This window comes from Streptomyces sp. NPDC048643 (assembly GCF_040650615.1).
Classification (GTDB): domain Bacteria; phylum Actinomycetota; class Actinomycetes; order Streptomycetales; family Streptomycetaceae; genus Streptomyces.
In genome coordinates this window covers 154,616-174,627 of the sequence record NZ_JBEZHO010000011.1, presented here as the reverse complement: position 1 = coordinate 174,627, position 20,012 = coordinate 154,616, and the positions used below count along the sequence as shown (strand labels likewise).

Below are 20,012 nucleotides of genomic sequence, written 5' to 3'. Positions count from 1 at the left end.
CGACCGGACCCGTTCCGTCCCGGTGCGATCAGTCCCGGAGGCGGTCGATCTGGCGGATCTTGTTGGTCGCGTCCAGTGCGGCGACCTTGTAGGACTCGGCGAGGGTCGGGTAGTTGAACACCGCGTCGACCAGATAGTCGACCGTGCCGCCGCAGCCCATCACCGACTGGCCGATGTGGATCAGTTCGGTCGCTCCGGTGCCGAAGCAGTGGACGCCGAGCAGCTTGCGGTCGTCGGGCGAGACCAGCAGCTTCAGCATGCCGTGCGAGTCGCCGATGATCTGCCCGCGGGCCAGCTCCCGGTACCGGGACACGCCCACCTCGAAGGGCACGCACTCCTCGGTGAGCTGGTCCTCCGTCTTCCCGATGAAGCTGATCTCGGGAATGGTGTAGATGCCGATCGGCTGAAGGTCGTGCATCCGGTTCACCGGCTCACCGCAGGCGTGGTAGGCCGCCGTCCGGCCCTGCTCCATCGAGGTCGCCGCGAGGGCCGGGAAGCCGATGACGTCGCCGACGGCGTAGATGTGCGGGACCTCGGTGCGGTAGTGCTCGTCGACGGTGATCCTGCCGCGCCGGTCCGCGGACAACCCCGCCTTGTCCAGGTCGAGTTCGTCGGTGAGGCCCTGCCGGCCCGCCGAGTACATGACGGCGTCGGCGGGTATCTTCTTGCCGCTCTCCAGGACCGTGAGCGTGCCCCGGGCGTGCCGTTCGACGGCGGCGACGGTCTCCCCGAACCGGAAGGTGACGGCGAGATCCCGCAGGTGGTACTTGAGCGACTCGATCACCTCGACGTCACAGAAGTCGAGCATCCCGGAGCGCTTCTCGACGACCGTGACCTTGGATCCGAGGGCGGCGAACATGGAGGCGTACTCCATGCCGATCACACCGGCTCCGACGATGACCATGGAGCGCGGTACCTGCTCCAGGTTCAGCACGTTGTCCGAGTCCATGATCGTCCGCCCGTCGAACTCGACGGTGTCGGGGCGCGCCGGACGCGTGCCCGTGGCGATGACGATGTGGTCGGCGCTCAACAGCCTCTCGTTGCCGTTGACTTCGACCAGGGCGACGGTGTGGTCGTCCACGAAGCGGCCGGTGCCGGCGAAGAGGGCGACGTGGTTGCGGGAGAGCTGGCTGCGGATGACGTCGACCTCACGACTCACCACGTGCTCGGTGCGCGCGGTCAGGTCGGCGACGGTGATGTCCTCCTTGAGCCGGTAGCTCTGGCCGTACAGGTCCCGCTGGCTGAGGCCGCTGAGGTAGAGGACCGCCTCACGCAGCGTCTTGGAGGGGATCGTTCCGGTGTGGATGGAGACCCCACCGACCATGTCGGGGCGATCGATGACAGCGACCCGACGGCCGAGCTTGGCTGCGGCGATGGCAGCCTTCTGGCCGCCCGGGCCGGATCCGATGACGAGCATGTCGAAGTCTGGCACCTCCGGAGTCTGTCAGTCGGAGGCCTCTCCTCGAAAGGGCGAACGGAGGATAGTTCGACGGAACCCGGACACCGGGACCGGCGCCGGGGTCTCCCGGGGACGCCGTCGACCACTCGGGTCACTCCCGGCTCCGTCCCGCCCCCGACGGCGTACCGGGCACGCCCGCCCGGAGCGCGCCATCATGGGCGGCGGGGCCGGGACCCACTCGTGGAGGCTTGGATGCCGAGGAACGCGTTGCCGTACGTCGACGACCACACGACCGTCGTCGCGGCGGCGCCCGACGTCCTCTGGCGGGCGCTGGGCGAGGTCCTCGACCGTTCCGGCGCCCGCCCCGGCGCCACCGGGTACGCACGCCTGGTCGGCTGTACCGACCGCGCGGCAACGGGTCCACGCCCCTTCGCGACGGGCTCCGCACTCCCCGGCTTCCATGTGGTCTCGGCGCTCCCGGAGCGCGAACTCGTGCTGGAGGGTGGTCATCGGTTCTCGTCCTACGCCCTGGTCTTCCGCATCGAGCGGACCGACCGGGGCTGTTCGGTGTTGACGGCGGAGACCCGGGCCGCGTTCCCCGGCGCCGCCGGCGGCGTCTACCGCCGGCTCGTCGTGGGAACGGGAGCGCACGCGTGGGCGACGCGGCGCCTGCTGGCGTCCGTCCGCCGCCGGGCCGAACGCGGCACGGGCCCCGCGACGGCGTGACGTCCGTCCCCCCGATCCCGCCGGGCGCAAGGCCCTCTCCGGCCGCCCTTCGCCGAAAAGAGGCCGCGCGGAGAAGGAATTCGGAGTGACCGCGGCACGGCTGCCGGAACGGGGCCCGGCCGTCGCCCCGGTGGGCTACATTCGGGAACCCTCGACATCGGCACCTCCGGGGGTGAGGTCCTGTCGAGGAGAATCCCGGAGCGGCGAATGCACCAGTCCCACCTTTCTCCAGCGCCGGCCGCACACCTGCAGGGGGGACTCGCCGACAGCCTCTACGCCGCGGCGCGGGACACCCCTGACCTTCCGCAGCTGGCCCGCCGGCCCGAAGGCCGCTCGACGGTCTGGACCCAGGTGACGGCCGCCGAGCTCTGGGACGAAGTCGTCGGCGTGGCACGGGGGTTCGTGCGCTCCGGCATCCGGCCCGGGGACCGGGTGGCCATCATGTCGCGCACCCGCTACGAGTGGACGGTCTTCGGCTACGCCCTGTGGTCGGTGGGCGCCGAGATCGTGCCGGTCTACCCGACGTCGTCGCACGACCAGGTCGCGTGGATCCTCCAGGACGCGCACTGCGTCGGCGTGGTGGTCGAGGACGAGCAGGGGGTCATGACCGTCGGCTCCGCGTGTGCGGCGCTGCCCTTCCTGCGCCACGTCTGGCAGTTCGACGCCGGAGCACTCGACCAGCTCGTGGAGCGCGGACGGGCGATCCCCCTGACGGCCGTCGACTCGCTGCGCAGAATCGTGCTGCCCGACTCCACCGCGGTCGTCGCCTACACCTCCGGCACGACCGGACCGCCCAAGGGCTGCGCCCTCACCCACCGCAGCCTCGCCAGTCCCTGCGACACCGTCCTCGAAGGCTGGGGACACACCGCGGCACCCCCGGGGGAGCAGCCTGCCGTCCTCGCGTTCCTGCCCTTCTCGCACGCGTACGGACTGATGGTCCAGGGCGTCTGCCTGCGCGGCGGCCTCCTGATGGGACACGAGCCCGACCTGCGGGAGGAGGCACTGTCCGAGGCCATGCTCTCCTTCCGGCCGACGTATCTGTACGCCGTCCCGTTCGTCTTCGAGAAGATCTACAAGAACTTCCTCCGCGCGTCCCAACGGGCGGGTCGCGGGGCGCTGTTCGAGCGGGCCGCACGGACGGCGCAGGACTTCGCGCTGGCCGAGGAACGGCTGCGGCTGGGCACCGGTCCCGGTCCCGCCCTCGATCTGAAGCTCCAGCACTCGCTCTACGAGAGGACGGTCTACCGGCGGCTGCGCGGCGCGCTCGGTGGCCGGGTGTGCGGCGCGGTGTCGGGCGGCTCGCCGCTCAACCGTGAACTCGCCCTGTTCTTCGCCGGAATCGGCATCCTCGTGCACGACGGGTACGGGCTCACCGAGACCAGCGGCGGGATCACCGCCCAGCCGGTCGGGCGGGAGAAGTTCGGCACGGTCGGGCGCTCGCATCCGGGCACCCAGATCCGGGTGGACGACGACGGCGAGATCCTGGTGTGGGGGCCCTCCGTGTTCCAGGGTTACGTCAACAACGCCGAGGCGACACGGGCGGCGTTCCGGAGCGGCTGGCTGGCGACCGGGGACGTGGGCCGCATCGACAGCGAGGGCTATCTGACCATCACCGGTCGCAAGAAGGACATCATCATCACGAGCGGGGGGAAGAGCGTGGCTCCCGCGGCCCTGGAGGAGCGGCTGCGCGCCCACCCGCTGATCCACCAGGCCGCCGTCGTGGGCGACAACCGGCCCTGCGTGGGGGCCCTCATCACGCTGGACCCGGAGTTCGTGACGCACTGGCGCGCGTCCCGGGCCGGCAGGGACACAGCGGCCCGGGACGCGCGGGAGGAGAACGAACTGCGCGAGGAGGTCAGACGCGCGGTCGCCGGGGCCAACAGCACGGTGTCCCGCGCCGAGGCCATCCGGGTCTTCCGTGTCCTGGCCGAGCCGTTCGACCTGGCCAACGGACTGCTGACGCCCTCGCTCAAGCTCCGTCGGGACGCGATCGCCCAGCGGTACGCGGCCGAGATCGAGGCGATGTATCAGACGTCGTCGCGGATCCCGCGGGAGTTCGCGCTCACCGAGCCGTCGATCTGGGAGGAGTCGGACGACGTCTTCCGGTGAAAGGGGCGGGCCGTGGGGCGACCCGGGGTGTAGGTGCCTCCCAGGAGGGACCTCAGTGGCGTGACACGGCTCCTGGTCGCCGGCTGGTGCGTGCTGTTCATGCGTCCACTGTGCGCCGGGGCCCGTGGCACAACCAGATCCCTCCTGTGCGGAGGACCACCGGTCCTGGTACCGACTGCACCACCCTGACCGGGAATAGACCCGCCGTCCCTCCGCCAGGACCCGCCGACGGGACGCGCGGACAGACCCGGGCAGGCGCCCCGTACCGTACGACACCCGTGCCCGTCGGCGTCAACCGCCGGTGCCGGTGCGCACCGCCGCGGGCCGGTCGGCGGTCGGCCGGGAGGCGACCCAGGCGAGCAGGGCCACCGAGCCGACGGCGGCGAACGCGCACCAGGTGGAGACGAACTCCAGCTCCCACAAGGCCCAGCAGATCACCGCGCCCCCTCCCATGAGCACGCCGATCAACAGCAGGCCGCGGTCACCGGAGAGCAACAGCGCGCCCACCGTGGCGAACAGATAGCCCGCGATGACGAGTTCGGGCCGACCCAGCCGGACGGCGTACCCCATGGTGTGGCCGCGGATCTCGGCCGTCACGGGATGGGCGACGAGAGCGTACGCGAGCGCGGCCGCGGTCGCGACGCCGGAGGCGAGCGGAAGGAGGAGGCGGCGCCGGGCACGGGGCTGTGCCGCGCACACCACGCCGACCGGCACGTACAGCGCCAGCAGGGGCAGGGCGATCACGGCCCAGGCGACGGTGGCCGGACCCGTCCCACCGCCCGCGTCCCAGACCCGGGACTCGACGATCTGGTGCGCTCCGAGCAGCAACGGCAGCGCGGCGAGCGGAAGATCCGCCCTCCTGCGCACCCGGGCCACGCAGGCCGCCCCGACCGCGGCGATCCCGGCACCGGCCACCAGATCGGCCGTCGCACTCCAGCACATCGCCAACATCTCCGAGTCCGCCGTCGCATGATCCCGTCCGGGGCCCACGCTAACCCGGCTCCCTCCTGGCATGCTGCCTCCATGCCGACACCCACGCAGCCGAGTCCGCCCGTCGCCGAGGACGGGTCGGCCCCGCCGGTCGACGGTCTGCGCGTACGGGCGCGTCGGATCTCCCAGGAGGTGCGCGGCGCCGGGCGCGTCCTCGACGACGTGTCGTTCGACGTGGCACCGGGGCGGCTGACCGTGATCGCCGGAAGCAGTGGCGCGGGCAAGACGATTCTGCTCCAGACGCTGGCGGGGCTGCTTCCGCCCACCGTGGGCGAGGTGCTGCACGACGGTGCCCGGCCCGGGCCGCCCGGACCGGACTTCGGCTTCGTGCCGCAGGAGGACATCGTCCACCGCGAGCTGCCACTGCGCCGCACGCTCGGGTACGCGGCAGGGCTGCGGATGCCCCCGGGCACCTCGGCCGGGACCGTCGCCGCGAACGTGGACCGGGTCCTGGAGACGCTGGGGCTGACCCACCGGGCGGCGACGCCGGTACGCGCGCTGAGCGGCGGTGAGCGCAAACGGGCCTCCATCGCCGTCGAGTTGCTCACCCGGCCGCGAGTCCTCTTCCTCGACGAACCGACCTCGGGACTCGACCCGGTCACCGGGGCGGCGCTGCTGCGGACCCTGCGCGCGCTGGCCGAGGACGGCACCACCGTCGTGCTGACCACGCACGTCCTCGCCGACCTGCTCCGCTGCGACCAGGTCGTGTTCCTCGCGCCGGGCGGACAGGTCGCGTACGCCGGTGAACCGGCCGCCCTGCGCGAGGCGTTCGGGGCCGGCACGGTCGAGGAGGTGTACGAGGCGGTGGCCGACGGCGTGCGCGTGGAGGACGCCGCCCCGGAGGAGACCCCGCGAACCGAGCCGCCCTCGACTCCCCTACGCAGCGCGCGCGTCGGGGCCCTGCGGCAGTGGGCGCTGCTGACCCGGAGGGGAACGGCGCTGCTGCTGCACAGCAGGCTGTCGGTCGCCGTCCTCGCCGGTTCGCCGGTGATGATCGTCGCGATGTTCGCGGTGCTGTTCCGGGCCGGTGCCTTCGATCCGGTGTCGCCCGATCCGGGTTCGACCGCCATGATCATGTTCTGGATCGCGTTCGGTGCCTTCTTCTTCGGGCTGACCTACGGGCTGCTCCAGATCTGTACCGAACTGCCGGTGCTGCGGCGGGAATGGCTGGCCGGGCTGCGGATCGGCCCGTACATCGCCTCGAAGCTGACCACCATGCTGCCCGTGCTGGCGGTCGCGGACGCACTGCTGCTGGTCGTGCTGCGCGCCCTGGACCGGCTGCCTCCGGCGGGCTGGGACACGTACGGCTCGCTGTTCGTGACGAGTGTGCTGGCCTCGGCCGCCGCGTTGGCGCTCGGGCTCCTCGCCTCGGCGGCGGTGTCGGAGCCGGGCCAGGCGACGCTCATGCTGCCCCTCCTGTGCTTTCCGCAGGTGCTGTTCTCGGGGGCCTTCGTGCCGGTCCCCCGGATGACCGGTGCCGGGCAGGCCGTCAGCTGGGCGATGACGAACCGGTGGGCGTTCGAGGCGCTGGGTAGTGGCGTGGGGCTGGAGCGGCTCTGGCGCACCGCCGACTCCCCGCTCGGTCCTCCGCTGCTCGCCTCCTACGGCGACTCGTTCGGCCACCCGGCGACCCGCGGCTGGCTCGTGCTGGCCGGCTTCGCGCTGCTGTTCACGACCCTCACCTGGGTCGTCCTGGTCCGCCGATGCCGCGAGGGAGCCGTCCGCGGCCGGGACGGCCGGTGACCGCGGCCGGGCGCGGACACCCGACCACCCGCGCCACCCGCCGCGTCCACGAACGGGCCCGGTACGAGGCGGAGTTGCTCCCTCCTCGCACCGGTCCCCGGCCCGACGGAACGACCTCCGGAATCAGCACCCCACCCGCGCCGCCAGGCCCGTGATCCCCGGCACGCGGTCGCGGTAGGTCTCCGTGACGAACGTCAGGAAGGTCGCGATGTCGGCGGGCTGGGACGACACCCCGACCGAGACGCGGACGGCTCCCGCGGAGGGGAGTCGAAGGAGATCCAGGTACTCCTCCAGGGAACGGGGCCGCCCGCGTGCCGCCGAGTGGAGCCGGCGCAGCGGCAGGGCGAACGCCGCCTCGCCGGCCCCCGGGTTGCAGAAGCAGCCGGTACGCAGGGAGATGCCCCGTGCCGCGCTGTCCCGGGTGACGACACGCTCGTCGACGACGGTGCCGTCCGCGGCGAGCAGGTTCAGCGCGACCGTGCCTCCGCGGCCCGTACCGGCGGTGTCGTCCGGGCCGTACACCCGGACCATCGGGGATCCGTCGCTGTGCCGCAACGCGCGCAGCCCGGAGAGGAGTTGGCCGGTCAGGGCGGTGACGTGGGCGTGCACCCGGTCCACTCCGACGTCCGCGATCCAGCGCAGTCCCGCCGTCACGTCGGGCACCGAGAGGAAGTTGACCGTGCCGTCCTCGAAGGCCGCCTCGTCGTCCGCGAGGACGTGCCACTGCGCCTGGGCGCTGACCGCGTAGATGGTGCCGCCCGAGAACCAGGGCCGGCGGAGCCGGGAGAGGGCCTCGCGGCGCGCTATCAGGCTGCCGATCCCTGTCGGGTGCCCGAACACCTTGTACCAGCTGACCACGGTGAAGTCCGGGTGGTGCAGGGAGAGGTCGAGTCGGTTGGCGGGTACGAAGGCGGCCGCGTCGAGCAGAACGTCGTACCCCTGGTCCCGCGCGCGCTCGATCCAGTCCAGGGAGTGCTGGACGCCGGTGAAGTTGCTCTGGGCCGGGTAGGCCAGCAGTCCCCGTCGGGCGGTGTCGCCGCTCGTAGCGCGGCGGAGACCGAGGCGCCGGCGTAACAGGCCGCTCCCGGTCCGCGCCAGGACCCCGGGGCCCGGTGCGGCCAGGGCGGCGCGCAGCCGTTCCTGGTCCATCTGGAGGCCGCTTCCGCTCACCGGCACGTAGGCCGTGGTGGCGCCGCGCGCCCGCGCGTACTCGCGCAGTCCGTTGACGGAGTTGTGGTTGTCGAGCGACATGACCAGGCGGCTGCCGCGGGTGAACGGGTACGCCTCGCCGACCAGGCGCAGGGCGCCCGTCGCGTTGGGGGTGAAGATCACCGCGTACTCGGCGGGGTCGGCGTCGAAGTGGCGCAGGACGGCCCGGCGCGCCTCCGAGAGCAGGAGGCCCGAGGCGCGGGAGGCCGGGCTCTCGGAGTGCGGGTTGCCGAACAGCCCGCCGGTGATCCGCTCCGCGCTGCCGGTGACCAGGGAGCGCGGCGGCAGCCCGGCGCCCGTGTGGTCGAGGTAGGTGTGGCCGCCCTCGTCGAGGTAGCCGAACTCACGCGCGCGCAGTTCCGCGAAGCTCGCGGACCCGTGCGCCGTACCCGGTATGGAGCCTTCCGCGTGTGCCTTCTCCATCGCTGTCCCCCTCCGCCCGGCCGGACCGGCGCGCAGGCGCCACCGACCGGCACTTCATGAAGTTTCAACAAAGCTCTGCGTACGGTCCGGTCTGTCCCTGTGCCGGGCCGGCGATCGGTGGTTGGGTGGGCCCCGGCCATGCCATCCAACACGCAGGAGAGCCCCGCAGCCATGAGCAACCCCTACACCTACGAGTACAAGGTCGTCACCTTCCGTGAGTCGCTGATCGGCGACGCGCTGGACAGCGGCAAGCTGGAGAAGGTCCTGAACAAGCACGCCGAGGACGGCTGGGCGCTCAAGGCGATCACCTCCGCCGACGTCAAGGGGCGCATAGGCCCCGGCGCCGTGGAGGGCCTGCTGCTCACCCTGGAGCGGCCGCGCGGCTGACGCCCGCGTCGTGCGCGGAGCGCCGAGCCGGGGGATGCTGGAGCCGATGGGACAGCGGATCCGCAGGTGCTACTGAGCCGTCGGAGGCCTTCCGGCACGGAGGGCCTCCGACGGCTGGGCCGACGTCCGGGGCCCGAAGAGGGCCCGGCACCCCCCGCGACCGCTGCCGGCCAGACGTCAGGACGGTCACTCGATGCAGAGCGATGGAACACTCACCCCCGATGTCGTCACCAGCAGATCGGTGTCCGGAGCGCCGTGCTGGGTCAGCCTGACCACACGCGAGCTGAAGGAAGCCCAGGACTTCTACACGGCGGTCCTCGGCTGGCACTGGTCCTCGGCCACCAGGATGGGTGACGGGTACCGGGTCGCCCGGGCGAACGGCATCCCCGTCGCCGGTGTCTCGGAGGTCGACTTCGTGGCGCGGACGGCGGTCGCCTGGATCCCGTACTTCGCCGTGGCCTCCGCGGACGAGACGGTGGCGCGCAGCCAGGAGCGCGGTGGCACCACCGCGGTGGGCCCGATCTCGCTGCCGCCGGGCCGGGCAGCCTTGCTGGCGGACCGCGACGGCGCGGTCTTCGGCATCTGGGAGGGCCAGCTCGTGACCGGCTGGGAGCGCTGGCGGGAGGCGGCACCGTCGTACGTACGCCTGCACACCCGGGACGCCTTCGACGCGGCGATCTTCTACGGGGAGGTCCTGCGGTGGGCGTCCGCGGCCCCCGGCGGCTGCGAGGTGCACTACGAGGGCAACGAGGTCGTCCTGCGCAGCGGCGACGACGTGGTGGCCCGGATCTACTCCGGGGCGGTCGAGTCGGCGCCCGACCCCACGGTCCGGCCGCACTGGCAGGTCCACTTCGCGGTGGACGACGTGGACGCCTGCGCCCGCGCGGCCCGGGCCCACGGAGGCACCGCCCACCAGCAGGGGATCGGCTCGATGGAGGCGATCCTCACCGACCCGGACGGAGCGCGCTTCACCGTGACCTCCCGGGACCGGGCCGCCGGATGACCCCGCCGGACGACGACGCCATCTGACGGGACAGGCCGCCTCCTCGCCGGGAGCCGGCCGCCTCCCGACGATCCACACCCGCCACGACGCGACGGATTACTCCGTTCGGGCTCCAATGGAAGGTGACGGGATACCACCGGCACGACAGGCGCCGCCGACCCCCGCGGTTTCGCGGCGGCCCGATGGAGGTCCGCGATGCCCACTGCTCTCCGGCTCCTGCCCGCCCTCTCCCCCGAGCACCGCGAACGGCTCATGGGGGTGGCACGCGAGGTCTCCTTCCCCGCCGACGGGCCGATCTTCGAGGCGGGCGGCACCGCCGACCGCTTCTGGGTGGTCCGTTCCGGGACGGTGTCCCTGTACCAGCGGGTCATCGCCGAACGCCGCATCACCGTCGCGCAGCTCGGCCCCGGTGACCTGTTGGGCTGGTCCTGGCTGTTCCGTCCGCACACCTGGGACTTCGGCGCGGAGGCGTTCAGCCCGGTCCGCGCCTACGAGTTCGACGCCGGCCAGGTGAGGGCCCTGTGCGACCGGGACCCGACGCTGGAGCTGTCGCTGACCCGGACCATCGGCGCCATCCTGGCGAACCGCCTGGAGACCACCCGGGCGGCCCTCATCGAGCACTACGCGCGCCACGGGGGCAGCAACTAGCACCAGGTCCCCGTGGAGTGCCGCGGCGCGGGCCGGTCCGATCGAGACCCTTCGGGGGCCTGTCGGCCGGCCCGGCACGGGAGCACCTGCCCGGCCTCCACGCGACGGACCGGCCGGCCTGGGATAGGAAGTCCGTATGGACGACACTCTCGACTCCGCGGCCTCACCCGACTCCTTCGAGCTGCTGCCCGGCGCGGTCCACTCCCCCGTGATCCTGCACATCCCGCACTCCTCCCGGGAGATCCCGACGCCCGTCCGCGCCGGCATCGTCCTCGGCGACGCGGCGCTGGAGGGCGAACTCGACCACATCACGGACGCGTACACGGACGAGCTGGCGACGGCCGTGGCCGAGGGGGCGGGGCTCACCCCGTGGCGGTTCGTCAACCGGCTCTCCCGGCTCGTGGTCGACCCCGAACGGTTCCCGGACGACCGGGAGGAGATGCTGGCGGCCGGGATGGGCGCCGTCTACACCCGGACCACGCACCGGGCGCCGCTGCGGCCCGCCGACACCGATCCAGAGCCTCTGGTCGACCGCTACTTCCACCCGTACGCGCGGGCGATGACCGACGCGGTCGCCGGCCGTCTCGCCGCCACCGGGCGGGCCGTGGTCGTCGACATCCACTCCTATCCGACGGCCCGGCTGCCCTACGAGCTGCACGGCGACGGGCCGCGGCCCGCGGTCTGCCTGGGGACCGACTCCTTCCACACACCGCCCGAGCTGGTCGCGCTCGCGGAGAAGGCGTTCGCGGGCCTCGGCGGGGTCGGGATCGACAGCCCCTTCTCGGGCGCCTACGTGCCGCTGCGGTACTACGAGCGGGAACCGGCGGTCACGGCGCTGATGGTGGAGATCCGCAGGGACACGTACATGACCGAACCGGGCGGCCGGCTGCGCCCGGGGTTCGCGCGGCTGGTCGCGGCGCTGACCACGCTCGTCGACACCGCGGGCGGCTAGCCCCCACGGCCGGTCGCCCCTAGGGTCCGGGTCAGCGAACGCTCAGCCGGGGGTTCGCCCCGCCGTGGGGCCAGGGAGGGCACGAGATCATGCCGGTCGTCGACGCGTGGATGCAGCACCCCACTCTCCGTCACTCCAACCACGAGATGTTCGCGTCGCTGCGGCGCTGGACCGGCATGGAGGTGCTGGAGAAGGAGCTGCCGATCGAGGTCACCCTGGCCGCGCTGGCGGAGGCCGACGTCGACATCGCCCTGTCCTCGGCCTGGTACGGGCCACAGGGCGCCCTGACCGACAACGACGAGCTCGCCGCCTTCGTCGCCCGGTCCGGCGGACGGCTGCGCGGAGTGGCGGGCGTCGACCTCACCCGGCCCGTCGCCGCCGTGCGGGAGCTGCGCCGGGCCGTGGAGGAACTCGGATTCGTGGCCCTGCGGATCGTTCCCTGGCTCTGGCAACTGCCGCCCACCGACCGGCTGTACTACCCGCTGTACGCCGCCTGCGTCGAACTCGGTGTCCCCTTCTGCACCCAGGTCGGGCACACCGGCCCCCTGCGCCCCTCCGAGACCGGCCGACCCATCCCGTACGTCGACCAGGTCGCCCTGGACTTCCCCGAACTGACCATCGTCTGCGGGCACATCGGCTACCCCTGGACCACGGAGATGATCGCGGTCGCCGACAAGCACCCGGGCGTGTACATCGACACCAGCGCCTACACCACCCGCCGCTATCCCCCGGAACTGATCGCCTACCTGCGCGGCCGGGGCCGCCGGAAGGTCCTCTTCGGCTCCAACTACCCCATGATCACGCCGAGTCGGGCGCTGGAGCACCTCGCCGAGCTGGACCTGGACGAGGAGACCACCGGGCTGTTCCTGTCGGGCAACGCCCGGCGCGTCTTCCGCCTCGGCGATCATTCGTAGATGCTGGAGCCGCAACAGCGTTCGATCATGAGGTGAAGGCGGCCCAGTCATGGCTCTGCAGATCAGCGCCACCAACCCGGAGCATCCCGCGCTCCTGCTCGAACTGCCGTGGCAGCTGCCGCTGGAGGAGTGGCCCGAACACCATCTGGTACCGCTGCCGCGCGGCATCTCCCGGCACGTGGTGCGCTACGCGCGAGCCGGCGACGAGGTGGTGGCCGTCAAGGAGCTCGCCGAGCGGCCCGCGGTGCGCGAGTACGAACTGCTCCTCGGGCTGGACCGGTTGAGGATCCCCGCCGTCGACCCGCTCGCCGTGGTCACCGGGCGTACGGACGCGGCCGGCGAGCCGCTGGAGTCCGTGCTGATCACCCGACACCTGGGCGGCTCGCTGCCGTACCGGTCGATGTTCGAGACGACCATGCGGCCCGCCACCATGCACCGGCTGATGGACGCGCTGGCCGTCCTGCTGGTGCGGCTGCACCTGGCCGGGTTCGCCTGGGGCGACTGCTCGCTGTCGAACACCCTCTTCCGGCGCGACGCGGGCGCCTACGCCGCCTATCTCGTGGACGCCGAGACCGGTGACCTGCACCCCCAGCTCAGCACCGGACAGCGGGAGTACGACCTCGATCTCGCCCGGGTGAACATCAGCGGGGAACTGCTCGACCTGGAGGCGGCCGGCGCGCTGCACCCCTCGGTGGACCCGATCGAGTTCGGCACGGAGATCTGCGCGCGCTACCGGGGCCTGTGGGAGGAACTGACCCGCACCTCCGTCTACCCGGCCGGCAAGTACCACTACATCGACCGCCGTATCCGCCGGCTGAACGATCTCGGGTTCGATGTCGCCGAGATGCAGATCGCGCACTCCTCGGGCGGCGACACGGTCACCTTCGTGCCCAAGGTCGTCGACGCCGGCCATCACCAGCGTCAGCTGCTGCGGCTGACCGGCCTCGACACCGAGGAGAACCAGGCACGGCGGCTGCTGAACGACCTGGAGAGCTGGATGGCCACCCAGGACGACTACGCGCCCGCCGGTCCGCCGACGGGCTCCGGTCACCGCCCGGGCGGTGGCAGCCCCGGAGCCGCCCGGCCGGAGGTCCTCGCGCACCGCTGGGTCCGGGACGTGTTCCGGCCGACGGTCCGGGCGGTGCCGCCGGAGCTGCGGGGCTCGATGGACCCGGCCGAGCTGTACCACGAGATCCTCGAACACCGCTGGTTCCTGTCCGAGCGCGCCGAGCACGACATCGGCCTGGACACGGCCGTCGAGGACTACGTCGGCACCATCCTCCCGAAGGCCCGGGAACCCCTGTCGCCCCAGGTGGACGACCCCGAGCCGCCCCTCGCCCAGCCGGTTCCTGAGCAAAGGTGACCGATCGTACATACGATTGGGGCTGTGTCCGCCCGGCTGCCTCGCGGCGTCCGTCGGACCGCGACGCAACTGACCTCTCGGGGTGGGAGACCAATGACCCAGGCCGCCAGTCCAGCGCGGACCGTCATTCTGACCGTCGATGACGATCCCGGGGTGTCGCGCGCCGTCGCCCGTGACCTCAGGCGGCGCTACGGCGAGGACCACCGCATCGTGCGGGCCGAGTCCGGGGACGCCGCCCTCGACGCCCTGCGCGAGCTGAAGCTCCGCGGTGACCAGGTGGCGGTGATCCTCGCCGACTACCGGATGCCGCAGATGGACGGCATCGAGTTCCTCGAACAGGCGATCGACGTCTTTCCGGGTGCCCGTCGTGTGCTGCTGACCGCGTACGCGGACACGAACGCGGCGATCGACGCGATCAACGTGATCGACCTCGACCACTACCTGCTCAAGCCCTGGGACCCGCCGGAGGAGAAGCTCTATCCGGTGGTCGACGACCTCCTGGACGCCTGGCGGGTCAGCGACTACAAGCCCGTGGGGGCCTGCAAGGTCGTCGGGCACCGCTGGTCGGCCCGCTCCTCGGGCGTACGGGAGTTCCTGGCCCGCAACCAGGTGCCGTACCGCTGGTACTCCTCCGACACCCCGGAGGGCGAGCGCCTGCTGAAGGCCGCCGGGCAGGACGGGCAGCGGCTGCCCCTGGTGATCACCCCGGACGGCACGCCGCTCGTCGAACCGGACGACCACGACATCGCGGCGCACGTCGGACTGGCCACGACACCCACCTCGGAGTTCTACGACCTCGTCGTGATCGGCGGCGGTCCGGCCGGTCTCGGCTCCGCCGTGTACGGGGCGTCCGAGGGCCTGCGGACCGTGCTGGTGGAGCGGTCCGCGACCGGCGGGCAGGCGGGCCAGAGCTCGCGGATCGAGAACTACCTCGGCTTCCCCGACGGCGTCTCCGGAGCGCAGCTCACCGACCGGGCGCGGCGGCAGGCGGCCAAGTTCGGCGCCGAGATCCTCACCGCGCGCGAGGTGACCGGGCTGGAGGTGACCGGCGCGTCGCGGACCATCCGCTTCTCCGACGGCTCCTCGATCTCCGCGCACGCGGTGATCCTCGCGACCGGCGTGTCGTACCGGCAGTTGGACGCGCCCGGACTGGACGACCTGACGGGCTGCGGAGTGTTCTACGGCTCGGCGCTCACCGAGGCGGCGGCCTGCCAGGGCCACGACGTGTACATCGTGGGCGGCGCGAACTCCGCCGGGCAGGCCGCGATGTATCTGGCGCGCGGCGCGAAGTCCGTGACCATCCTGGTGCGCGGCTCGTCGCTGGCCGCGTCGATGTCGCACTACCTGATCGAGCAGATCGAGAGCGCGCCCAACATCACGGTCCGCCCCGGCACGGTCGTCGAGTCCGCGCACGGCGGCGACCACCTGGAGCAGCTGACGCTGCGCGACGTGGAGAGCGGCCACACCGAACTCGTCGACGCACAGTGGCTGTTCGTGTTCATCGGCGCCGCACCGCTCACCGGCTGGCTGGACGGCACGGTGCTGCGGGACGGCCGCGGATTCATCATGGCCGGGCCGGACATGACGCCCGACGGCCAGCCGCCGCGCGGCTGGGAGCTGGACCGGCCGCCGTACCACCTGGAGACCAACGTGCCCGGCGTGTTCGTGGCCGGCGACGCCCGTGCCGAGTCGGCGAAGCGGGTCGCGTCCGCGGTCGGAGAGGGAGCCATGGCCGTCATGCTCGTCCACCGTTACCTGGAGCAGTCGTGAGCGGGCAGCAGACGCCGTGCGACGTCGCGGAACTCGGCACGCTCTTCCTGTTCGAGAAGCTCGACGACGACCAGCTCGACCGGCTGTGCCGGGAGGGCCGCGTCGAGCTGTTCGAACCCGGACCGGTCTACGCCGAGGGCGACCCGGCCACCTGCTTCTACGTGCTGCTCGAAGGCACCGTGGTGATGTCCCGGCGGGTCGGCGGCGACGACGTGGAGATCAGCCGGACCTCGCAGCGCGGGGTGTACGCCGGGGCGATGCAGGCCTATCTGAACGGCCGGAACGAGGAGGTGTACAAGGGGTCCGTGCGGGTCACCGAGCCCTCCCGCTTCTTCGTGCTGCCGGCGGAGAAGTTCGCCGCCATCCTGCGGGACTGGTTCCCGATGGCCGTGCACCTGCTGGAGGGCATGTTCTTCGGCAGCCAGAACACCCAGCGCACCATCGGGCAGCGTGAGCGGCTCCTGGCGCTCGGCTCGCTGTCCGCGGGTCTGACGCACGAGCTGAACAACCCGGCCGCCGCGGCGGTGCGGGCCACCTCGGCGCTGCGTGACCGGGTGGCGCACATGCGGCAGAAGCTCGGCGTCATCGCGTCGGGTCCCTACGCGCGCGACACGCTGGAGACGCTCGTCGAGATCCAGGAGCGGACCGCGGAACAGGTCGCCAAGGCCACGCCGCTGACCCCGATGGAGGCGTCCGACCGGGAGGACGCGCTCTCCGACTGGCTCGACGACCACGACATCGCGGGCGGCTGGCAGCTGGCGCCGACGTTCGTGCAGGCGGGGCTCGACACCGACTGGCTGGACCAGGTCGCGGCGGCGGTGGACGGGCCGACCCTCGAAGGCGCGGTCCGCTGGCTGAACTACACGGTCGAGACCGAACTGCTCATGAACGAGATCGAGGACTCGACCACCCGTATCTCGCACCTGGTGGACGCGGCCAAGCAGTACTCGCAGATGGACCGCGCGCCCTACCAGGTCGCCGACGTGCACGAACTGCTCGACAGCACCCTGATGATGCTCGCCGGCAAGATGGGCTCCGGCATCAAGGTCGCCAAGGAGTACGACCGGTCGCTGCCTCGGATCCCCGCCTATCCCGGCGAGTTGAACCAGGTGTGGACGAACCTCATCGACAACGCCGTCTCGGCGATGGACGGCGAGGGGAAGCTGACGGTGCGCACCGCGCTCGACGGCGACAATGTGCTCGTCGAGTTCCACGACACCGGCTCCGGGGTGCCCGACGAGATCCGTGACCGCATCTTCGACCCGTTCTTCACGACCAAACCGGTGGGTGAGGGCACCGGCCTCGGCCTGGACATCTCCTGGCGGATCGTCGCCAACAAGCACCACGGCAGCCTGGCGGTCCAGTCCGTGCCCGGGGACACCCGCTTCCAGGTCCGCCTCCCCCTGACCGGTTCGGACACCCCTGACACCCCTGAGGAGTCGACATGACCACGCCGAACGGAATCGATCCCTCCGTCCCGCCGAGCGGCACCGGCTGCACCGAGTGCGACGCCTCCGGCGGCTGGTGGTTCCATCTGCGGCGGTGTGCCCAGTGCGGTCACGTCGGCTGCTGCGACGACTCCCCGTCCAAGCACGCCACCTCGCACGCGCAGAGCACCGGGCACCCGGTCATCCAGAGCTTCGAGCCCGGCGAGAACTGGTTCTGGGACTACGACACCTCGGAGCTGTACGACTCCGGTCCCGAACTGGCTCCGCCGGCGAGCCACCCGCTGGACCAGCCCACTCCGGGACCGGCGGGACGTGTCCCGGCGAACTGGGCCGAGACCCTGCGCTGAGTCCCGCCTCCCGGTTCACCCGTCCGGATGCGCGGCGCGGCGTGGAGGACCATCCTGGAGGTATGTCCGGACGGGCTCCTTTGGTCGTGCATCCGGCCCTGAACACCAGTGGCCGTCAGGTGACCGCGCGTGGCGAGAACCTCGGCGTGGCGTTCTCCGACGAGGATCTGCTGGAGTTCCTCAGCCGGGCCGGACTGCCGGACGCCGAGGATCTGCTGGACGATCCGGCCTGGGTCAAGTGGCGTGGCGGTCAGGCGCACTTCTACGGAGCCGGATAGCGAGGGGACCCCGACCGGGGCGCCAGCACGGCGAGGGTGCCGTTGGCCTGGCGGAGCGCCAGTTCCAGGGGCAGGGCGGGGTGCAGGGCGCCCGTTCCGTCCGGCGGAATGACCCACTCCAGCGGCCCGGCCGACCGGTAGGGCGGCGGTACGGCCACCCAGGACCCCCTGCCGAGGTGGCGCAGGCCCGCACCCACCCATCTGCTGGCCGGGTCGGGCGGCAGGAAGAACCCCACACGGTGGGCCGCGGCGTCGAGCAGGGTGGGGCCCGGGGGCATGGCCGGATCGCACCAGAGGATGTCGAGGGCGACCAGGCCGAGCGGCTCGGGGACGCTGAGCACGTCCCAGTAGCGCCCCGCCTCCAGGAGCACGCCGCCGCTCCCCCGGTCCCACTCGCGTTTGCACACCTTCGGGTCGGTCGCGGCGGCGGCGAGCCACTCCACGCTCTGGGTCCACGTCGCGTTCGTCATGGCTCACCCCGGGGTCGTCCGCTCCGTCCTGCGGACGCGGAGTCGGGCACGGGCCGGGAGCCCGCGGTCGTGCCTCAGGCCCTCGGCATATGCATGGTGGTGGACTTCGTCCTGTGGCGGAAGGGGTGGCGCGGCATGGCGTTCCGCTGTGGCCGGTTCACGCCGGGTACGACGGTGCGCGCAGCGAGTGCAGGGACCGGGCGTGCAGCGGGGTCGTGTGCCAGCGCGCGGTGAACGTGCGGTCGGTGAGCGAGCAGGTCACGGTGAGGCGGTGCGGGGTCTCCACGAACAGCACGTCGACGCTCAGGGTGTCCGGGCCGGTCCAGCCGCCGCTGACCGCCGTGGGCGCCGGTCCCTCGTCGAGGGTCCAGCCCGTTCCGAGCCGCAGGTCGAGCCGCGTGTCGCCCTCCACCAGCGTGACGCGCCGGCCCTGGTCGCCGTCGGTCACGAGCACCTGCGTGAGGGTCGGCACCGTGTCGCAGTGTCCGCCCGCCGGGGTGAAGGCGGCATCCGTCCAGGCCTCTGCCCGACCGGCCGGTTCGGGGGCCGCGTCGACGGGCGGGAGGGCGAGCCGGGCGAGGCGCCGCCGCAGTACCTCGTCGGCTTCGCCGTGGGCCCCGGCCTGCAGCGGCGACGTTCCGAAGGCGGGCAGCAGATGCCGCCACATCAGGTTGAGCAGCTCCTGCATCTGCTCGGTCGCCGCGGTCGTGGCGATCACCGCGTCGTGCTCGGGCAGCACGACGCAGAACTGCCCGTACGCGCCGTCGCCCCGGTAGCCGTGCCGCGACCGCCAGAACTGGAGCCCGTACCCCTGCTGCCAGTCCGAGCGGGCGCCCTCGGAGCTGCCGTCCGCGTTGGTGACGTGCGCGCGGGTCGCCTCGGCGATCCACGAGGCCGGCAGGATCCGCCGACCCTCCCAGACGCCCCGGCCGAGGTACAGCTGCCCGAGCCGGGCGATCGCGTCGGTCGCGGCGTGCATCCCGCTGAAGCCGATCTCCCGGCCCGCCCTGTTCCGCGTCCAGGCCGTCTCGCCGATGCCCAGCGGGTCGAACAACCGCGTCCGCAGATAGCCGGTCAGCGACTGGCCGGTCACCTTCTGGACGATGCTCGCGAGCGCGTAGGTGGCGGACTGGTTGTAGGCGAACACCGTCCCCGGTTCGCGGTCCGGCGGGATCAGCAGGAAGCCCCGGACGGTCTCCTTCGGGTCGAGTACGACCGCGTCGCCCCAGGTGTCGACGAGATGCCCGGAGGCCATGGCGGCGACGTGCCGGACGAGCAGGGCACGGCTGCGCGGATCGGTGATGTCCGCGTCGAACTCGGGGAAGTACGAGAGCACCGGCTCGTCGAGGTCCAACAGGCCCTCGGAGGCGGCGAGTCCGGCCGCCGTGGACGTGAAGCTCTTGCTGAGCGAGTAGAGCAGTTGAAGGCGCTCGGGCGTGTACGGGGCCCACCAGCCGGAGGCGACGAGGTGCCCGTGCCGCAGGATCATCAGGCTGTGCGGCTCGATGTCCGGGGCGGACTCGACGGCGTCGAGGAACGCGGCGATGCCGGAGGCGTCGACTCCCTGCTCGGCGGGCGTGCTGACAGGCAGGGGACGGGCACTCATACGGGCGGCCTCCGAACGGCTCGGGCGGTGGACGGCTGAGCGACACGGCGCCCACGCGGAGACACTGTGTGCAGCTGGCATCTTTCCGGGGCGCCTCTCCCGTGTCCATGGCCGGCGAGCTCGGGGGTGGCCGGAGCCTCGCCCGGGACGGCGCCGGACGGGGGTCCTGCGGTGACAGCGCCCGGTTCGGCGGGTGCGCGCCCCCGCCGGATTCCGGACTCGCCCGC

General features: G+C 72.3%; 18 protein-coding genes. 13 read left to right on the top strand and 5 right to left on the bottom strand.

The genetic code is table 11. The features are described from left to right. Window positions 1-28: 28 nt before the first annotated feature. On the bottom strand, window positions 29-1,432 hold the full coding sequence (gene sthA, locus AB0C62_RS14250; RefSeq protein WP_362972818.1) for a Si-specific NAD(P)(+) transhydrogenase: 1,404 nt from the start codon (window positions 1,430-1,432) through the stop codon (window positions 29-31). Between the two features lie 219 nt (window positions 1,433-1,651). Between sthA and AB0C62_RS14245 the strand changes: the two genes are divergently transcribed. After that, a complete protein-coding gene (locus AB0C62_RS14245) occupies window positions 1,652-2,125 on the top strand; it encodes a hypothetical protein (protein ID WP_362972816.1) in 474 nt (157 codons plus the stop codon). Window positions 2,126-2,332: 207 nt separating this feature from the next. Next, complete coding sequence (locus tag AB0C62_RS14240; protein ID WP_362972814.1) at window positions 2,333-4,234, top strand: AMP-dependent synthetase/ligase; 1,902 nt, start codon at window positions 2,333-2,335, stop codon at window positions 4,232-4,234. Window positions 4,235-4,525: 291 nt separating this feature from the next. Here the strand turns inward: AB0C62_RS14240 and AB0C62_RS14235 are convergent, their stop codons facing one another. Then, window positions 4,526-5,176, bottom strand: coding sequence for a DUF6629 family protein (locus tag AB0C62_RS14235; protein ID WP_362972812.1), 651 nt, complete (start codon window positions 5,174-5,176; stop codon window positions 4,526-4,528). Window positions 5,177-5,257: 81 nt separating this feature from the next. Between AB0C62_RS14235 and AB0C62_RS14230 the strand changes: the two genes are divergently transcribed. Continuing rightward, a complete protein-coding gene (locus AB0C62_RS14230) occupies window positions 5,258-6,967 on the top strand; it encodes an ATP-binding cassette domain-containing protein (RefSeq protein ID WP_362972810.1) in 1,710 nt (569 codons plus the stop codon). Window positions 6,968-7,090: 123 nt separating this feature from the next. Here the strand turns inward: AB0C62_RS14230 and AB0C62_RS14225 are convergent, their stop codons facing one another. Then, window positions 7,091-8,599: an aminotransferase class V-fold PLP-dependent enzyme gene (locus tag AB0C62_RS14225; protein WP_362972808.1), complete on the bottom strand. Its 1,509-nt coding sequence runs from the start codon at window positions 8,597-8,599 to the stop codon at window positions 7,091-7,093. A 171-nt stretch (window positions 8,600-8,770) separates the two neighbouring features. On the opposite strand from AB0C62_RS14225, the gene AB0C62_RS14220 reads away from it, so the two are divergent. The 10 genes from AB0C62_RS14220 to AB0C62_RS14175 all read left to right on the top strand — a co-directional run bounded on the left by AB0C62_RS14220 (window position 8,771) and on the right by AB0C62_RS14175 (window position 17,709). Further along, on the top strand, window positions 8,771-8,986 hold the full coding sequence (locus AB0C62_RS14220) for a DUF4177 domain-containing protein (protein WP_081220757.1): 216 nt from the start codon (window positions 8,771-8,773) through the stop codon (window positions 8,984-8,986). A gap of 193 nt (window positions 8,987-9,179) precedes the next feature. Next, complete coding sequence (locus AB0C62_RS14215) at window positions 9,180-9,989, top strand: VOC family protein (protein WP_362972806.1); 810 nt, start codon at window positions 9,180-9,182, stop codon at window positions 9,987-9,989. A 195-nt stretch (window positions 9,990-10,184) separates the two neighbouring features. After that, window positions 10,185-10,637, top strand: coding sequence for a cyclic nucleotide-binding domain-containing protein (locus tag AB0C62_RS14210; RefSeq protein WP_362972804.1), 453 nt, complete (start codon window positions 10,185-10,187; stop codon window positions 10,635-10,637). 136 nt (window positions 10,638-10,773) lie between these two features. Beyond that, window positions 10,774-11,589: an N-formylglutamate amidohydrolase gene (locus AB0C62_RS14205; RefSeq protein ID WP_362972802.1), complete on the top strand. Its 816-nt coding sequence runs from the start codon at window positions 10,774-10,776 to the stop codon at window positions 11,587-11,589. A gap of 89 nt (window positions 11,590-11,678) precedes the next feature. Next, window positions 11,679-12,503: an amidohydrolase family protein gene (locus AB0C62_RS14200; RefSeq protein ID WP_362972800.1), complete on the top strand. Its 825-nt coding sequence runs from the start codon at window positions 11,679-11,681 to the stop codon at window positions 12,501-12,503. A 49-nt stretch (window positions 12,504-12,552) separates the two neighbouring features. Then, window positions 12,553-13,866, top strand: a complete 1,314-nt coding sequence (locus AB0C62_RS14195; protein WP_362972798.1) for a DUF4032 domain-containing protein — start codon at window positions 12,553-12,555, stop codon at window positions 13,864-13,866. Window positions 13,867-13,959: 93 nt separating this feature from the next. Then, window positions 13,960-15,636, top strand: coding sequence for an FAD-dependent oxidoreductase (locus AB0C62_RS14190; RefSeq protein WP_362972796.1), 1,677 nt, complete (start codon window positions 13,960-13,962; stop codon window positions 15,634-15,636). After that, on the top strand, window positions 15,633-17,084 hold the full coding sequence (locus tag AB0C62_RS14185; protein WP_362972794.1) for an ATP-binding protein: 1,452 nt from the start codon (window positions 15,633-15,635) through the stop codon (window positions 17,082-17,084). The genes AB0C62_RS14190 and AB0C62_RS14185 overlap by 4 nt, the downstream gene beginning before the upstream one ends. Continuing rightward, entirely contained in the window at window positions 17,081-17,431 is a 351-nt protein-coding gene (locus AB0C62_RS14180) for a UBP-type zinc finger domain-containing protein (RefSeq protein WP_362972792.1), read from the top strand. Before AB0C62_RS14185 ends, AB0C62_RS14180 begins: the two co-directional genes overlap by 4 nt. Window positions 17,432-17,493: 62 nt before the next feature. Next, window positions 17,494-17,709, top strand: a complete 216-nt coding sequence (locus AB0C62_RS14175) for a hypothetical protein (RefSeq protein ID WP_362972790.1) — start codon at window positions 17,494-17,496, stop codon at window positions 17,707-17,709. On the opposite strand, the gene AB0C62_RS14170 is transcribed toward AB0C62_RS14175, so the two are convergent. Both AB0C62_RS14170 and AB0C62_RS14165 read right to left on the bottom strand, forming a co-directional pair. Continuing rightward, the gene (locus AB0C62_RS14170) at window positions 17,694-18,179 is read right to left on the bottom strand and encodes a hypothetical protein (protein ID WP_362972788.1); all 486 of its coding nucleotides are present in this window, start codon (window positions 18,177-18,179) and stop codon (window positions 17,694-17,696) included. The two genes, AB0C62_RS14175 and AB0C62_RS14170, sit on opposite strands and share 16 nt — an antisense overlap. Window positions 18,180-18,336: 157 nt before the next feature. Further along, window positions 18,337-19,785: a serine hydrolase domain-containing protein gene (locus AB0C62_RS14165; RefSeq protein ID WP_362972786.1), complete on the bottom strand. Its 1,449-nt coding sequence runs from the start codon at window positions 19,783-19,785 to the stop codon at window positions 18,337-18,339. Window positions 19,786-20,012: the final 227 nt, after the last annotated feature.

Bases quoted from the DNA above. Each gene is read 5' to 3' on its own strand.
- AB0C62_RS14230 (WP_362972810.1), top strand. From the start codon at position 5,258: ATGCCGACACCCACGCAGCCGAGTCCGCCCGTCGCCGAGGACGGGTCG.
- AB0C62_RS14225 (WP_362972808.1), bottom strand. From the start codon at position 8,599: ATGGAGAAGGCACACGCGGAAGGCTCCATACCGGGTACGGCGCACGGG.
- AB0C62_RS14200 (WP_362972800.1), top strand. From the start codon at position 11,679: ATGCCGGTCGTCGACGCGTGGATGCAGCACCCCACTCTCCGTCACTCC.
- AB0C62_RS14180 (WP_362972792.1), top strand. From the start codon at position 17,081: ATGACCACGCCGAACGGAATCGATCCCTCCGTCCCGCCGAGCGGCACC.
- AB0C62_RS14245 (WP_362972816.1), top strand. From the start codon at position 1,652: ATGCCGAGGAACGCGTTGCCGTACGTCGACGACCACACGACCGTCGTC.
- AB0C62_RS14235 (WP_362972812.1), bottom strand. From the start codon at position 5,176: ATGTGCTGGAGTGCGACGGCCGATCTGGTGGCCGGTGCCGGGATCGCC.
- AB0C62_RS14205 (WP_362972802.1), top strand. From the start codon at position 10,774: ATGGACGACACTCTCGACTCCGCGGCCTCACCCGACTCCTTCGAGCTG.
- AB0C62_RS14210 (WP_362972804.1), top strand. From the start codon at position 10,185: ATGCCCACTGCTCTCCGGCTCCTGCCCGCCCTCTCCCCCGAGCACCGC.
- AB0C62_RS14190 (WP_362972796.1), top strand. From the start codon at position 13,960: ATGACCCAGGCCGCCAGTCCAGCGCGGACCGTCATTCTGACCGTCGAT.
- AB0C62_RS14175 (WP_362972790.1), top strand. From the start codon at position 17,494: ATGTCCGGACGGGCTCCTTTGGTCGTGCATCCGGCCCTGAACACCAGT.
- AB0C62_RS14195 (WP_362972798.1), top strand. From the start codon at position 12,553: ATGGCTCTGCAGATCAGCGCCACCAACCCGGAGCATCCCGCGCTCCTG.
- AB0C62_RS14170 (WP_362972788.1), bottom strand. From the start codon at position 18,179: ATGACGAACGCGACGTGGACCCAGAGCGTGGAGTGGCTCGCCGCCGCC.
- AB0C62_RS14215 (WP_362972806.1), top strand. From the start codon at position 9,180: ATGCAGAGCGATGGAACACTCACCCCCGATGTCGTCACCAGCAGATCG.
- AB0C62_RS14220 (WP_081220757.1), top strand. From the start codon at position 8,771: ATGAGCAACCCCTACACCTACGAGTACAAGGTCGTCACCTTCCGTGAG.
- AB0C62_RS14165 (WP_362972786.1), bottom strand. From the start codon at position 19,785: ATGAGTGCCCGTCCCCTGCCTGTCAGCACGCCCGCCGAGCAGGGAGTC.
- AB0C62_RS14240 (WP_362972814.1), top strand. From the start codon at position 2,333: ATGCACCAGTCCCACCTTTCTCCAGCGCCGGCCGCACACCTGCAGGGG.